Raw genomic sequence first — 15409 nt, forward strand, 5'->3', positions numbered from 1 at the left:
TCCTTTATCTATTTTGCAAAAGCATCAAGGTAACAGTCGAAACGCTCAGCTACTTCGACTGCACTTCTTACTCCATCTTCATGAAAACCATTGTGCCAATAAGCACCTGCAAAGTGGGTATGATTCAAACCACAAATAAGGTGTCGTTTCTTTTGTGCTTTAATCGAATCAGAAGAGAAAATAGGATGGTGATAAGTGAATTCTCTTAATATTTTTTCTGCGGCGATGGCCTCTTTTTGATTTAGGGTGACACAAAATGTATGTTCCGTTGTTAACCCCTGTAAGATATTCATATTGTAAGTAACACTGGCGGCTTTTGATCTATCTGAACTAAGTTGATAATTCCAACTTGCCCATGCGCTTTTACGATCAGGTAATAGACTGGTATCCGTATGCAATACCACTGAGTTTTCACTGTATGGCATAGCCGATAAAACAGCCCTCTCATCTTGAGTGGCGTCACTAAGCAATGAGAGAGCTTGATCTGAATGACTTGCGATCACAACTTCATCAAATATTTGATCATCTTTGTCTTCAAAGCTTAACGTCACTTTCCCGTGCGCCCGCGCAATACTTTTCAATTTTGTATTCAAATGAATACGTTCTTTAAATGGTCCACATAAAGGAGTTAAATAACTTCGTGACCCCTTTGGGATAACATACCATTGCGGTCGATCTGCAATATTTAATAAACCATGGTTATGGAAGAACTGCACAAAGAATCTAAACTCAAAACCTTCCATTTGTGTTAATGAACTTGACCAAATAGCAGCGCCCATTGGTAGAATGTAGTGCTCTGCAAAAAAAGCATTAAAGTTATTTTCACTGAGAAAATCACCCAAGGTTAAACTATCTTTATAATTACCTTGTTCAAATATTGATTTACATAATTTATTAAAACGTAAAATCTCTTTTACTAACATCCAAAAGCGAGGTTTAAATAAGTTACTTCTTTGTGCAAATAACGTATTCAGGTTATGACCGTTATACTCCAACCCTGTTTGGCAATTATGTACAGCAAAACTCATTTCAGTAGCTTGTTTACCAATGCCAATTTCGTTTAACAAAGCTAAATAATTTGGGTAGGTTTTATCATTAAAAACAATAAAACCAGTATCAATTGCAAAAGATTCTCCAGCTTTTTCAATATCAACAGTAGCCGTGTGACCGCCGATATAATCATTTTTTTCGAAGACGGTAACTTTATGTTTTTTGGACAACAAGTACGCAGCAGTTAATCCAGAAACACCTGAGCCTATGATTGCAATATTTTTCATTATTTATTGTCCTTTAAAATAATTTTTTGCCACCAAGCATTTGGCAGAAGTGATAATAATTTAAGTAGGTAAGTTAATCGTTTAGGGAAATGCGCATAAGCTTTTCGTTGTTTTATGGCAGAGATAATACGTGTTGCAGCTTCTTGGCTTGATAGTAAAAATGGCATATCAAAATCATTTTTGTCAGTCAGTGGGGTTTTAATAAAACCAGGATGGATCAAAGTGACAGCAATATTTTCTTTTACTAGATCTAATCGCAAGCTATTAGCTAAATAGTCCATGCCCGCTTTAGAGGCCCCATAAGCTTCACTTCTTGTAAAAGGAATAATCGTTGCACTTGAACTCACGAACACAACTTGTCCGCCAGATTTCACTTTAGGAAGTAAATATTGTAATAACCAACCTAATGAAACTAAATTAGTTTGGATAACATCTGCGAATAGTGCGCCATCAAAGTGTTTGGCATTATCAATGTAACGACAATTTCCTGCGTTTAAGACCAATATATCTAATGATGTTAGCGGTTCTGTAGCTGCTTCTATTTGCGCTTTATCTGTCATATCAAACAAACAGGTTTTAAACGCTATATCAGCAAAGGCATCGAGCTGTTTTTTATTGCGACCACAGGCAATAACCTGATCGCCAGCTTTAGTATATTGCTCAAACAATGCATGTCCGATACCCGATGTCGCACCAGTAATTAAGATCGTTTTAGCCATTATTTAACCGCCCTATTTTTAACCCACTTAATTAATTGACCTAATAGTGGGATTTGTTCATAAAGCATTGAACCTAAATCTAGAAAATCTCGATGATAAATTACTTTGTCATCTTGCTCTAGCAGACGAGAGTTACCATAAACCGTGACCACTTTTCCCTTATTTAATTTCGGGTGCTGATAAGTCATTTGCCAATAGATTGCCGCGCTATTACCTTGTTCGATAACATGTTCAATCACAAAATCACAGCTGGTTAGGTTCTGATATAAACCTTCAAAGTAACAATGTAAGGCAATTAATCCTTTTACTTCATGCATTGGGTCAGCGAATACAACATCTTGATGATAGATAACATTCAATAAGTGCAAGTTATCCGTTGAAAGTTGTTGATAGATTGAGACAAACTCACTTAACCACTTACTATTTGTGTCATTCAAAGGATGTGAATTGTTATTGTCTAATTCAATATTCATCGTCTCTACCATCGTATTTATTAAGAATAATATTATTTGTAAAACGCTAAAGCATTTAACCTGGCTTGTTTGTGATCAACAATGGCTGACCAATAGATGGATAATCGATTTTCCTTAATGTATTTATGAGGAAAATGAATTTGCTTATCCGGTATTCTTTTTAGCTCTGGTATATATTTACGTATGAAGTCGCCATTTGGATCAAATCTTTCACTCTGTCTAATAGGATTAAATATTCTAAAGTAAGGTTGTGCGTCACAACCTGTGCTTGAAGCCCACTGCCAACCACCATTGTTAGAAGCTAAATCTCCATCAATTAAATGCTGCATGAAATACCTTTCTCCTAAACGCCAATCAATTAATAAATGTTTGGTTAAAAAGCTAGCAACAACCATTCTTAAACGATTATGCATCCAACCTGTTTGATTTAATTGTCGCATTGCCGCATCAACGATTGGATAACCTGTCTTGCCTTCACACCAGGCTGTAAACAATTGATGATCATAAGGCCATGAAACCTCATGATATTTGTCGTTAAAACATTGATGTTTACATAAACGTGGTTGGTCAAACATTAGGTGACGATAAAATTCACGCCAAATAACCTCATTTAGCCAACAAAATTCATCACTATCACTGGCGATTAAAATATCGGGAAAACGATTTAACAATGATTGAAATATATAACGAGGACTTAAAACACCTGCCGCTAAATAAGGAGAGACCCCACTGGTTCCTTTTATTGAAGGAATATCACGTTGCCCTTGGTATTGAGTTATTTTTTGACGATAAAAAAGAGGTAATGCTTTGGCTTTGTATTGTGTGACTAACGGCCATTTAGCGGAAAGTGAATTAGTTTGCTTCGAACGTTCAAGGATATTTCCCTGCTGTTGTTCAATATCACTTAAATACTCAAATCCATGCTCTCGAACGTAAGTGAGCCAAGCTTTTTTAAAAGGAGTGAATACTTTATACATTGCACCTGTTTTAGTAACGATCTTACCTTTAGGTACAATCACATCGGCTTCAAATAAGGTTAATGGAATACCGTTTTCACGACAGGCGTTATCTCTATCACACTCATTCACTTCCAATTCGCTATTCGCAATGACTTGCTTAACATCATGCTCAGTACAATAGTTTTTTAAATAATGAATTTGATCTGAAAAATGTGATGCAACAACAAGCGACAATTGCACGTTTGATAAGGCCAGTTCTTGCACTAATGCATTTGCATGGCGTTTTATAAAATCGATTTTAATCGCTGACCAATCATGTTTTAACCATTGTGCTTCAGAAATAAAGAAAATGGCTTGACGTTTTGTTTCAGGAGAAGTTTGTTTTAGAAAATAATGTAACGCAGGATTATCATTGGTTCTTAGATCGTTACGGAACCACAATAAATGTTGATGGTTTGACAAAATAACTCCTTAAAAAGTAATGAATAGCTAAAGAGAATTAAAACTGTGCATTGCTTAATGAGCTTAACCATTTGGAGATATAATTTATAAAGATTAAGCTCAGTAAAATTAGTAGGCATACCTCAATCTTAAACTATCAGGATAAGGAGAGAGATAAGACTGACCTTTCAAATAGTCTTTTGGATACTGTAATAAATAATGATTTATCAAGGTTAAAGGCGCAATTAAAGGTAATAACCCTAAACGATAGCCGTCAATTTGTTCACACAACTCTTTACGTTGTGCAGCCGCTAAGTGCTTAGAAAAATACCCTTGAATATGCGTCAGCGTATTCACATGGTTTTTACGCGTAGCAGGAATTTTCAGTGCCGCCATTAAACCAGAAATGTATTGCGATGCTTTTTCTTCTAATGGTAAATCCACATCTGCGAGCAGTTTCCCCAGCTTTTTATAAGCCACTAAATTATGACTCATCACAGTATATTTATAATGACTATGAAAGGTCGTTAATTTATGTTTTGTTAAACCTGATTCACTTACCATTTGCCAATGTTTGTAAGCATAAATTCGCGCGACAAAGTTCTCTCTGATATGCATATCATTTAAACGCCCATTTTCTTCACAAGGTAATAATGGATTACCAGCCATAATTTCCTCAGCAAAAGCACCGATACCATTTGATTCGAGTGAATGCCCTTCCGGTGTGTACACTTTTAATCGTTCCATGCCACAGCTTGGACTTTTAGCACAAAAAACATAGCCACTTAAATGCTTGGTCATTTCAGATACTTTTTTACCATAAGCATGCAAGGCTTCTGTAACATCGCCGCTACCATCCGGTCTTGCAACCTGGATAACATCATCTTTTTTTATTTGACGTATAGTTGGTCTCGGGATCGGCAAACCAATTGCAACTTCAGGACAAAATGTTTCGTATTGAACATGCTCACCTAACTCTTCGATACAAAATTTAGAGGGTTTATTACTTGCGTCGAAACGGACTTTTTGACCAACTAAACATGCACTAATGCCAATTTGAATATCTTCTTTCTTCACTGAATAAATCATTTTGATACCCACTAATAAATAAAGTTGCCAATAGGATTAAGTAACTTGTTAATACCTTGCGTAAAATGTAAAGCATCGTTAGCGACTGTGTAACATAAACAGCCTTTTTCTGAGATAGGTTGATGTGTAAATGTACCATCTAACATGATGAAGTCACCTTTGGTGTATTCACCTTTATGGTCTGTGAATGAACCGTCTAATAACACAGTTAACTCAAAGCCTTTATGTGTATGCTCTGGCACCCCACCACCTGGGTTAAAATGTAATAAGTTGGTATGAATTTCTTCTTCATCTAATTGCAATCTTGCTCTTGAAAGCTTGCCAATATTAGCTGTTTTACCCACACTGACATTGTTTAATGCTTTAGGTAATGGATAGGCTTTATTTTTAAAGTTAATCGTTTTATTGATTTCTACAGATACATCATCAATATCATCAGACTCTGTGATATCTGAGATTATGGATTCAAAATCAAATATATCATTATCATTAACAGCGAAACTATTTTCGCTCTCAAACGCGTTATCTGCTACTTGCTCGGTTAACTGAGCTATTTGTTTTTGGCACTGAGAGCACATTTCTGCATGAAGTTTAATACCGATAGATAATGAAGCAGGTAAATCGCCATTAACAAAAGACTGGATTAACTCAAATGTAGGATGATGCTTAATCATGGTCTTCTCCTAGTTGCACTTTTAATTTAGATAACGCCAAGCGTAATCTAGATTTTATAGTGCCTAACGGTAAGTTGAGGTGTGTAGCAAGTTGTTCTTGCGACATTTCCATTAAATAGAAACCTTTAACAACTTGTTGTTGCGCCTCAGGTAATGATTCGATGCCATGTAAAAGTTTTTTGTTTTCTAAGTGATCTTCATAAATATCATCATCAGAAACAGTACTTTCTGCAATCGGCCAAATGTCATCACTTAAGTTATCTTCTCTATTACTTTTCATCTTACGTAACAGATCAAAAATAACATTTCGCATAACTGTATAGACCCAAGTAGTGGCAGCTCCTTTATCAGCATCAAATAAGTGAGCTTTGCGCCATACATTACTCATGGTTTCTTGCACAGCCTCATGAGCCTGAGCTTCATTTGTAAACTTACTACGAGCAATTCGTTGTATTTTAGGTGCAAAAAACTTAAACAAATGTGTAAATGCAATTTTACATCGCGAGTTTGCTACCGCTTTCAGCCATCCATTTAATTCTTGTACTTCAGTATTATTTATCATGCGTTTAGATTTAGCATGACCAATACTGATTGGCAATTCCGTTTGTACAACTATCATATTCACGTCTCAAATTTGGCACTGTATTTAGTTATACGTAGGGTAAGAAAATAAGATCACTAATTTTTAAAAATAATTAATTTAATGAATATCTTTAAAAATAATGGAGTTCACCAATGTTTTGGCCTCATGATAATTATGCTTAAATATAAATGATTTTTTAATTTCAAAGGGAATGGGTAATAACTCTAGCCAACGGGCAACAACCCAATGTGAATTATTAACTACTTTATTATTATATAAATGTTGTAATAAAAGTTGACCGTTAAATAAAGTTTGTAATGATCTTAATAATTGATTTGCAGATTCCGTAGGATTATCTTGAGCCCAGTGAGTGATAGCTTTAACATTTACAAACTGTAAAGGTGCTTGATTTGAGTTTATTTGTTGATGCTGGCTATCATCTATATCAATTATTTCAACTAAAGATCGGCATTTTACATCTATTTCTAAAATACCATCTTTGCCTTGATCAAAATTGATAATATCAACCCAGCTACCCCATTTTTTTTCTCTTATTGCATTACCATCATTATGACTACTAGCATTATTTGAGGTAATAATAAAACCACTTGTTATTGCTAGACTGACCAACTTTAAATAACGGGCTTCAAAAATTCTTAAACGAGTGACTCCATCAGGCAATAAGAATATATCTAGGGGAAATAGAGGAAGCTTGATTATGCTTTTATTCATTATTTTTCCTCTTTATTTACTTGGCAGTATTGAATTGGTAACTGTTTATCAAAGAACAAAGTGACATTAGCGACATTAATGCCAAATTTAGAGATAACGGTTTTATTCATTACTCGATATTGATCAAGTTGATACATCCAATCATTCATATTAACTTCATAAGTTGTATCATCAACCGGTAACAACAAAGTGTACTGTAATTGAAAAGCAAAACCTTTGTGTTTACCAATAGCGCTACCAATAACATCTTCAGCAGTACCTATATAGGTTCCATCTTTATTTTTTGTAAGCAGCCATGTTCTATAGCTTATTTCACCGTCATCAAAATAAAACTTTTCAGCTAATACACCTTTGTTATCTGTCCATACCCCTGTTAACTCAACACAAAATCGACGAGTCACTTTATCACTACTATCCTGAATCGTTCCCCAAGCAATGACATCACCATTAAAATATTCTTTTAAATCAAAATTATTAGTTTGATCCTGGTATTTACTTAACTGAGTTGAACAACTTGTTACTAAAAAACATGCTGCAACAGCCAGTACAAATGTTCGACACAAAATTTTATATTTTAAATTAGCCATTTTTATTTATTCCTAATAACTCTTCACGTAGCTTGGGTTCGCTGGTGTTTTCAGATAACCAAATATCTAGAAATAATGGCCCAAACTCTGGTTTATCAATCACACCAACCATGTCACTGTTGTAATAAAAAGCACTACTGGATTTATTCATAACTAAGGTTAACCGGTCGCCTGCTTTAATATTTGGCCAAATGGAAGCTAACCTTGGTAAATAATGTTCATATTCACTTCTGTTAATATCTAAGTGTTGCCATTGTTTAACGGTATGGTTAACTAAATCTTTTGATGAAACGTCTTTTAAATATTCAATTTCATAAAGTAACTTTGCATCTTCTGACTGCATTGGATAAGCACCAGATGTGGTTAATAATTTACTATTGTATAAGTCCCAAATAAAAATAGAGTAAGTCGTGCTTCCTACGTTTTTAAAATTAGTTTCTTGTTCAAAATTTAATTGTTTATGCCATTCTGCATGAGCAGTTGAAGCAACAGAAATAATGGTGATAAATAATATTAAAGGTAGATATAACATTCGTTTACGCATACTTAGTCTCCTCTATAATCAAAATAGATTTTAAATAAAAAAAGAACAGAAATAAGCAAGTCCAAATTAAACCAAGCAGGATATACGTAGAGATAAATGGATATCCAAATACCACCGCATTCAATCTTTCACCCGCAAAATAACTAAGTGGCGCCATTATGCTTCCAGCAGTAATTTGTAAAAATTTAAAACGAGCGAGGAAAGCTAAACTATGACAAATAGTGGCCGCGAAACATGCCCAAAGGGTCATTAACCAAAATGGAATATGGGTGGAATGAGGGAAAATAAAAATTCTATTAAACTGTAATAATGAGTCAACAATAATGCCCACACTCATGATGCTAATAATTAAAAACAATTCATTATTAACGTCAGAGATACAAAAAAGATGTATAGCCAGCATAACAAGGGCAATAGGGATAAAAATATTTCCCCAATAAATTAACCCAAACCAAACAAAATTAAATCCAACTATATTAACCAACATATAAACCTCCGTATAACTAATGGTTTAATACGTTTGGGTGCAGTATTTAGATCTCTTAATTTAATAAAATATATCTAGCTTGGTGAATCCGCAGTTAATAGCTCCTCTAAAGAAAGAATAAAAGAACTTTATTAACTGACAATGTAAATCGTAGAAACAATAAAAAAGCTTTTTATAGGATTAAACTCTACAAACCGAGGCTGAATAAATATATAATGCCTGAATATTTAATCAATATTATTTACAGTAACTTATGCTTTATTAATAGAGCATAAATCAACCATTTTAAGGCCTTCAAAAGATGCTTAAAAATTCAATATTTCATTCGAGTGAGGCTTTATGTTAGCAAAACGTATTATTCCTTGTTTAGATGTTAAAGATGGACAAGTTGTTAAAGGTGTTCAATTCCGTAATCATGAAATTGTTGGTGATATTGTACCGCTAGCGAAGCGTTATGCAGAAGAAGGTGCTGACGAATTAGTCTTTTATGATATTACAGCCAGTTCAGATGCACGTGTTGTCGATAAAAGCTGGGTTAGTCGTGTTGCTGAAGTAATTGATATTCCATTTTGTGTAGCAGGCGGAATTAAAACCGAAGAAGATGCTCGACGCATTCTTGAATTTGGCGCAGATAAAGTGTCAATCAACAGCCCTGCTTTAGCTGACCCAAGCTTAATCAACCGTTTAGCTGAAAAATTTGGCACACAATGTATTGTAATCGGTATTGATTCATACTTTGATGAAGCAACGGGTGAATACCAAGTAAAACAATTTACAGGCAATGAAAAAGCAACGGTTACCACTAAATGGAATACCTTTGATTGGATAAAAGAAGTTCAATCTCGTGGCGCTGGTGAAATTGTATTAAATGTAATGAATCAAGATGGTGTCCGTTGCGGTTATGACATTGACCAACTAAGCCAAGCACGTGCAATCTGTCATGTTCCATTAATTGCTTCTGGTGGTGCCGGTGAAATGATTCATTTTGCTGATGTATTTAATAAAGCAGATGTAGATGGTGCATTAGCAGCAAGTGTATTCCACAAACAAATAATTAATATTGGTGAGTTAAAATCTTACCTTAAAACAGAAAAGGTAGAGATCCGCTTATGAGCTTAATGAAACAAGAACAATTACAATCACTAGATTGGGCAAAAGTAGATAACTTAATGCCAGTTGTTGTACAAAACCGCACTTCAGGCAAAGTTTTAATGCTAGGTTATGTAAACCAAGAATCTCTAGCAGCAACTCTTGAGTCAGGAAAAATGACTTTCTTTAGCCGCACTAAACAACGACTTTGGTGTAAAGGTGAAGAATCAGGTAACTTCTTAAACGTAGTTGAAATCAGTTCTGATTGTGATAATGACACTTTATTAGCCATTGTTGAACCTGTTGGTCCAACTTGTCACCTTGGTACTGAAACATGTTTTAAAGGTGAGCAACAACCTGCATTATCTTTCATTGCTGATTTAGAGCAAGTGATTAAAAGCCGTAAAGGTGCAGATCCTGAAAGCAGCTATACAGCAAGTTTATATGCACGTGGCACAAAACGTATTTCACAGAAAGTTGGTGAAGAAGGCGTTGAAGTTGCTTTAGCAGCAATGGCTCAAGATATGGATGAGCTGACTTGTGAGAGTGCAGATTTGTTATATCATTTAACGGTTTTATTACAGAATGAAGGGTTAACCTTAGCTGATATTGCCGCTAAATTAAAAGAGCGTCATACTAAATAATCAATCATACAAATTATTCAGTTAAAAAAATGCCACTTTATTAGTATTAATAAAGTGGCATTTTTATATCTGGGACTAGGTTAACTAACTTTCGTTAATGTATTCTCATCACTATGATCAAATGTACGACCATAAATATCTAGCAACATATTTTGCTTATATGACAAAGTATCTCCAGAAATGATCATTTGCTGTGTGTAGGTTTTCATTTTTGCTTTCTTTTGTAAAAAAGCAGTTTGAGCAATTGGCCAGTCCTGGCTATCAACGTCAGCAACAACATCTAATACGGTATCAACCGATTGACTTGCTTTACCGCCCGCTAAAACACAAATACCTCGAGGAATAGTCATTGAATGAATCACATTATCTGTTCCCTGCTCCCACATCCAATATCCCGTTTCTTGGTGAATAACTTTATCATTAGTGATGCGCTGTACTTTTTGAATGTAATGTAATGCACTAATATTTTCTTCTTCTGCATTAGCAACATCATGAGCTTCAGTAAAAATGATAGTTTCGTAATAATCATTATATTCAGTACCATCTGGTTCAGGAGCAAGATCTTTGCCTTTATTACCTGTCCAAGTACCTATCAATCCAGTCAATGGACCATAATCGATTAAATTGTTATCTTGCATTTTAAAACCCTTTATTGATCATTATTAATAAGATGATTGTTCATCTTTTAAATTCTTTAGCTTTTAAGCAAAGTTTAAATATAACTGCTTTAAATTTATTAAGACTGTTTAAGTGCTCTTTTTACAAAGGCTCTTGTTCTGTGGTGCTCTGGCTGTTCAAATATTTGCTGCGGAGTCCCCTCTTCAACAATATATCCGTCTTCCATAAAAATAACACGGTCAGCGACTTCTTTGGCAAATTGCATTTCATGAGTAACAACAATCATAGTTTGTCTTTCAACAGCTAATTGTTTCATTACAGCTAATACTTCATCAACCCATTCTGGGTCTAATGCAGATGTTGGTTCATCAAATAAAATGACTTCCCCTTTAGCGGCCATTGCTCGAGCAATACCTATTCGTTGTTGCTGACCGCCAGAAAGTTGTGAAGGATAAGCATGTAATTTATCCGTTAAGCCTACTTTAATTAAAATAGATTCAGCTGTAGCCAGTGCTTCGCTTTTAGGTGTTTTCCAAACAGTAATTAAACTTTCTGCAACATTTTGTAATGCGGTTTTATTTGCAAACAGAGAATAGTTTTGAAAAACGAAGCTACTTTGTTTACGTAAAGCAGTCACTTCTTTTGCTTTATGCGAAACAGCATCAATGGTGACATCACCAATATGAATTTGCCCTGTTGTAGGTGTTTCTAGGTAATTTAAGCACCGTAATAATGTTGATTTACCAGTACCTGAAGGACCAATAATAACAACAATATCCCCTTTATCTACAACAAAGTTAATGTCTTTTAACACTGCTAGATCAGCAAACTTTTTACTTAAGTTGGATACTTTGATCATAATTAATAAGCCTTATTAAGTCTGTTTTCTAGTAGGTATTGAATACGTGTGAAGAACAATACAACAACCCAATAAATTAATGCAACAGCAAAGAAACTTTCGAAAAACTTGAAGCTAGATGACGCTTCCATTTGCGCCTTAGCCATGATTTCTGCAACACCTAAGGTAAATGCAAGAGATGTACTTTTAATCATATCGATAAAGTAATTCATCAATGATGGTGTCGCTACACGTGAAGCTTGCGGTAAAATGACTCGTTTCATCGCTTGTAAACGTGTCATTCCTAAACTTAAACATGCTTCCATTTGAGATTTATCGATACCGATAATAGAAGCTCGAATACTTTCCGCCATATAAGCAGAAAAATGTAATGAGAGACCAACAACGGCAGCTGTAAATGCATCCATACCAATGAATATTGGCATAAACTGTGGGAGTCCGTAGTACAATAAAAATAGCTGAACAAGTAACGGCGTGCCACGGAAAAAGGAGATATATAATGAGGCAATGTATTGTACAAAAGGAATTTTAAAAACTCGCACCAAAGCTAAACCTAGTGCGAGTATTAATGCAAACAAAAATCCCCAAAGCGCCATTTCCATTGTCACCCCAAGATATTTAAATAAAATGGGCATTAATTCAATTATATATTGAAGGTCAAATGAACTTTGCATAAAAACGACTCTTTAAGGATTAATATTTATTCTGTGATGTTTGAATCAAACCACTTATCAGAAATTTTCGCTAATGTACCATCAGCACGCATTTCAGCAAGGGCTTTGTTTACTTGGTCACGAATAGCAATTTGTGAAGGTTTGTTTAAAAATGGCATTGCATTCTCAATTTTCTCAAAAGGTTGGCCAGCTAATTGTAGTGGTAGTCCTGCTTTTTTGATTAATTGAACAGATGATACACGATCCATGATAAAAGCATCAGCACGGCCTAATGCAACATCTTGCTCTAAACCTGAATCATAAGTAATAATATTGATTTCATTTTTAGTATCGTATTTACGTAAAACTTGCTCAAAGTTACTACCTAAATTAACAGCAACTTTTTTGCCTTTTAAGTCTTCGATTGTTTTAATATCGTCACGACCTTTACGAACTGTAATTTGTACACCATCAACAACATACGGGTCACTCATTGCGTATTTTGCTTTACGCTCATCAGTGATAGTGATTTGGTTAGCGATTGTATCAATGTGTCCTGCTTCTAACATGCCAAATAGGCCAGAAAATGTTGATGTAACATATTCAACTTTGTAATCAGAACGTTTTGCGATTTCATTCCACACATCAACTTCAAAGCCTTGCAATACATCTTTCTGTGAAAAAGTGAATGGAAAATAACGGCCAGACATACCAACTTTTACAGTTTGTTGAGCAAAAGCAGGCACGGTTAATAAACTACTAACTGCAACTAATGCAATTAATGTTCTTTTAAAAAAAGTGTTCATAATATTCCTTTAATGAAGTGTTAAGTATGACGTTACAAGATAACTCGAGCAGTATATATCATGCTTGGCCGCTCGTTTTAGTTGTTTAAGATAATTAGATATTTTTAATGCTACCATTAGAACTATGATCTTAAACTGATTAAAATATTAGATGTTATTACTTTTTAATATAAAGCTAGCATTATTGCTTAATAATACCCCACAAAAACCACTAAGTGACACCATAAACCTCTAATTAATATGCTTGTTTTAAATTTATTTTTCAGCAAAATTTAGATCACATACTTAATGTCATTGGTACAAAATTTTTTTGTGACTTAATATTAGCAATCCAATTTAATATGTATGGATACTCATTTAAGTTAAAACCACCTTCATCGGCAACATGTGTATAGGCAAATAAACAAATATCAGCGATGCTTATTGAATCCCCTAACAAATAGTTTGTTTTTTGCAATTGAGTTTCGATAATAGATAGCGCTTTATTACCCCCCTCTTGTTTTGCATTAAATTCAGCTAATCTACTTTCAGGTTTGCCTAAGTATTTATTAATAAAACGTGCCACGGCAATATAAGGTTCATGACTATATTGCTCGAAGAACATCCACTGTAGGCATAATGTCTGTTGGTATACTTGTGCAGGGAAAAAGGCACTTTGTTGCGACAAATAAAATAATATGGCATTAGATTCAGAAACAACTTGTTGATCTTCCGTTACTAATACTGGAATTTTAGCATTAGGGTTCAATGCTAAAAATTCACTGGTCTGTGTTTCTCCAGCTAAAATATCAATGTCTATCCATTCATAGTCTATTTGTAAAAGTGAACATAATAATTTCACTTTATAACAATTACCCGACAAACTATCTCCATAAATCGTGATCGACATACCTCTCTCCTTAAGGTACGGCTAAAACCGCACAATTACACAAATCATCACTTTCAAAACTAGTCACATCACCAGCTTGTAAACCAGGAACAGGAAAAACTCTAACAGTTAATGGTTTATTCAGTCTAAATGCCATGGTGCCAGTATCGCGCATTAATGCAGTGATTTTATTAATAGGCGTATCTCCAGGAATAGGCACTGTATCTAAACCAATACCGCATACAGAGCTATAGGTTAATAAAGCTCTTATATCAAACTGTTCCAATTGAGTTCCTTTGGCAAGCCCCCTATCTTCTGTTAAAGCCAACATTAATCCAGAAAAACCTACTAATGGCATACCAGTTACGGATTTAAAAACTTTAGTTAATAACGAAGAGGCTTCAACGGTTCCCGCAGCACCAAAGTACTCTACACCTAATAATTCATAGACATCGGTCATGCTAGAGCAGTTTTTTGATGGCGCAGCTGAACTATCTAACCCCGCAAAATGAAAACCTTTATTTAAATGTTGAGAATCAATAATATTTTTTAATTGATCAACATGAAACTGCAACTGATTTTTTAATGACTGATAATAACCATCAAGTGCCTGTTGATGGTCTAATATAGGATTGGTTTTATGAAATGCTTGTAGCGTTGCAACCAACAAGTCTGGAGTTTCCAAACCAATCACAAATGAATTCGCTGTTGAATGATCAAAATAACTGGCAGGGAAATAAGGAATAAGCGGCTTACAATTAAAGTTAACAGTAAAGTTAAAGTTACCTTCTCCACGAGGTGTGATTTGGCTAATTCGATTAACCGCTTTAGTCGCCTCTTCTAATAATTGATTATCTAATACACCATTTTCATCCATTGCGATGTTAACGCAGACATTACATAAATCACCAAACTCTTGGATTAACTCTGGTACTAAACTTAATTGATGCGCCGTAGAGGCTTCACCAATTGCAAACCGAAGTCTTAACCCTGACTGCTGACCATTATTCAATAGGGTCTTTAAAGTTCTCATGTCATTTTGTGCAGTTTGTAAATTGCTTGTGTCAATATATTCAGCAAAAGGATTGGTCACAAGTCGAACGGATTGTACCGTATAACCGTGTTGTTTAAGGTCTTGAGCCAGAGATTGACAAAAGTCATTCGCTTTACGTATCAATTTAGGCCATTGGCTTTGATCAAAATCTAAACGTAAGAAAGTAGTAATCGTTCTCACTTTACACAGATCTTTTTCCGCTAAAATGTCTGGTAACTGCATATAAACACCTATCAAAGTAAACAAGTGATCA

19 protein-coding genes are annotated in these 15409 nt (G+C 34.7%); 2 read left to right on the forward strand and 17 right to left on the reverse strand.

What is annotated here, in order from left to right; all coding sequences use genetic code 11:
* Positions 1 to 8: 8 nt before the first annotated feature.
* The 11 genes from E2R68_RS05740 to E2R68_RS05790 all read right to left on the reverse strand — a co-directional run bounded on the left by E2R68_RS05740 (position 9) and on the right by E2R68_RS05790 (position 8565).
* Complete coding sequence (locus E2R68_RS05740) at positions 9 to 1277, reverse strand: NAD(P)/FAD-dependent oxidoreductase (protein WP_134276545.1); 1269 nt, start codon at positions 1275 to 1277, stop codon at positions 9 to 11.
* Entirely contained in the window at positions 1277 to 1996 is a 720-nt protein-coding gene (locus E2R68_RS05745; protein ID WP_134276546.1) for an SDR family NAD(P)-dependent oxidoreductase, read from the reverse strand. Before E2R68_RS05745 ends, E2R68_RS05740 begins: the two co-directional genes overlap by 1 nt.
* Positions 1996 to 2469, reverse strand: coding sequence for a nuclear transport factor 2 family protein (locus E2R68_RS05750; protein ID WP_134276547.1), 474 nt, complete (start codon positions 2467 to 2469; stop codon positions 1996 to 1998). Before E2R68_RS05750 ends, E2R68_RS05745 begins: the two co-directional genes overlap by 1 nt.
* 32 nt (positions 2470 to 2501) lie before the next feature.
* Positions 2502 to 3893 carry a deoxyribodipyrimidine photo-lyase gene (phrB, locus tag E2R68_RS05755; RefSeq protein ID WP_134276548.1) on the reverse strand — a complete coding sequence of 464 codons (1392 nt, stop codon included), beginning with the start codon at positions 3891 to 3893 and terminating at the stop codon, positions 2502 to 2504.
* Positions 3894 to 3998: 105 nt separating this feature from the next.
* Complete coding sequence (locus E2R68_RS05760) at positions 3999 to 4958, reverse strand: YbgA family protein (protein WP_134276549.1); 960 nt, start codon at positions 4956 to 4958, stop codon at positions 3999 to 4001.
* Between the two features lie 11 nt (positions 4959 to 4969).
* Positions 4970 to 5632, reverse strand: coding sequence for a ChrR family anti-sigma-E factor (locus tag E2R68_RS05765; RefSeq protein ID WP_134276550.1), 663 nt, complete (start codon positions 5630 to 5632; stop codon positions 4970 to 4972).
* On the reverse strand, positions 5625 to 6251 hold the full coding sequence (locus tag E2R68_RS05770; protein ID WP_166738812.1) for a sigma-70 family RNA polymerase sigma factor: 627 nt from the start codon (positions 6249 to 6251) through the stop codon (positions 5625 to 5627). The genes E2R68_RS05765 and E2R68_RS05770 overlap by 8 nt, the downstream gene beginning before the upstream one ends.
* Before the next feature lie 81 nt (positions 6252 to 6332).
* Positions 6333 to 6947: an LON peptidase substrate-binding domain-containing protein gene (locus E2R68_RS05775; protein WP_134276551.1), complete on the reverse strand. Its 615-nt coding sequence runs from the start codon at positions 6945 to 6947 to the stop codon at positions 6333 to 6335.
* Positions 6947 to 7534 (reverse strand): DUF3833 domain-containing protein, encoded by a 588-nt coding sequence (locus E2R68_RS05780; RefSeq protein ID WP_134276552.1) that lies wholly within the window; start codon positions 7532 to 7534, stop codon positions 6947 to 6949. The genes E2R68_RS05775 and E2R68_RS05780 overlap by 1 nt, the downstream gene beginning before the upstream one ends.
* Positions 7527 to 8078 (reverse strand): chalcone isomerase family protein, encoded by a 552-nt coding sequence (locus tag E2R68_RS05785; RefSeq protein ID WP_134276553.1) that lies wholly within the window; start codon positions 8076 to 8078, stop codon positions 7527 to 7529. The genes E2R68_RS05780 and E2R68_RS05785 overlap by 8 nt, the downstream gene beginning before the upstream one ends.
* Positions 8071 to 8565 (reverse strand): DUF2878 domain-containing protein, encoded by a 495-nt coding sequence (locus E2R68_RS05790; RefSeq protein ID WP_134276554.1) that lies wholly within the window; start codon positions 8563 to 8565, stop codon positions 8071 to 8073. Before E2R68_RS05790 ends, E2R68_RS05785 begins: the two co-directional genes overlap by 8 nt.
* A 339-nt stretch (positions 8566 to 8904) precedes the next feature.
* On the opposite strand from E2R68_RS05790, the gene hisF reads away from it, so the two are divergent.
* Together hisF and hisIE are read left to right on the forward strand one after the other, a co-directional pair.
* Complete coding sequence (gene hisF, locus E2R68_RS05795; protein WP_134276555.1) at positions 8905 to 9678, forward strand: imidazole glycerol phosphate synthase subunit HisF; 774 nt, start codon at positions 8905 to 8907, stop codon at positions 9676 to 9678.
* Complete coding sequence (gene hisIE, locus E2R68_RS05800; RefSeq protein ID WP_134276556.1) at positions 9675 to 10298, forward strand: bifunctional phosphoribosyl-AMP cyclohydrolase/phosphoribosyl-ATP diphosphatase HisIE; 624 nt, start codon at positions 9675 to 9677, stop codon at positions 10296 to 10298. The genes hisF and hisIE overlap by 4 nt, the downstream gene beginning before the upstream one ends.
* Before the next feature lie 80 nt (positions 10299 to 10378).
* Here hisIE and E2R68_RS05805 read toward each other — a convergent pair whose 3' ends face one another.
* The 6 genes from E2R68_RS05805 to E2R68_RS05830 all read right to left on the reverse strand — a co-directional run bounded on the left by E2R68_RS05805 (position 10379) and on the right by E2R68_RS05830 (position 15378).
* Positions 10379 to 10936 carry a heme-binding beta-barrel domain-containing protein gene (locus tag E2R68_RS05805; RefSeq protein ID WP_134276557.1) on the reverse strand — a complete coding sequence of 186 codons (558 nt, stop codon included), beginning with the start codon at positions 10934 to 10936 and terminating at the stop codon, positions 10379 to 10381.
* Between the two features lie 98 nt (positions 10937 to 11034).
* Positions 11035 to 11775: an amino acid ABC transporter ATP-binding protein gene (locus E2R68_RS05810; protein ID WP_134276558.1), complete on the reverse strand. Its 741-nt coding sequence runs from the start codon at positions 11773 to 11775 to the stop codon at positions 11035 to 11037.
* 2 nt (positions 11776 to 11777) lie between these two features.
* Positions 11778 to 12449, reverse strand: coding sequence for an amino acid ABC transporter permease (locus tag E2R68_RS05815; RefSeq protein ID WP_134276559.1), 672 nt, complete (start codon positions 12447 to 12449; stop codon positions 11778 to 11780).
* A gap of 26 nt (positions 12450 to 12475) precedes the next feature.
* Positions 12476 to 13234, reverse strand: a complete 759-nt coding sequence (locus E2R68_RS05820) for an amino acid ABC transporter substrate-binding protein (RefSeq protein ID WP_134276560.1) — start codon at positions 13232 to 13234, stop codon at positions 12476 to 12478.
* 277 nt (positions 13235 to 13511) lie between these two features.
* Positions 13512 to 14117, reverse strand: a complete 606-nt coding sequence (locus E2R68_RS05825; RefSeq protein WP_134276679.1) for a glutathione S-transferase family protein — start codon at positions 14115 to 14117, stop codon at positions 13512 to 13514.
* A 16-nt stretch (positions 14118 to 14133) separates the two neighbouring features.
* On the reverse strand, positions 14134 to 15378 hold the full coding sequence (locus tag E2R68_RS05830) for a DUF711 family protein (protein WP_134276561.1): 1245 nt from the start codon (positions 15376 to 15378) through the stop codon (positions 14134 to 14136).
* Between the last annotated feature and the right edge of the window lie 31 nt (positions 15379 to 15409).

The sequence above is a fragment of the Psychromonas algarum genome (assembly GCF_004376845.1).
In the GTDB taxonomy this organism is placed as follows: domain Bacteria; phylum Pseudomonadota; class Gammaproteobacteria; order Enterobacterales; family Psychromonadaceae; genus Psychromonas.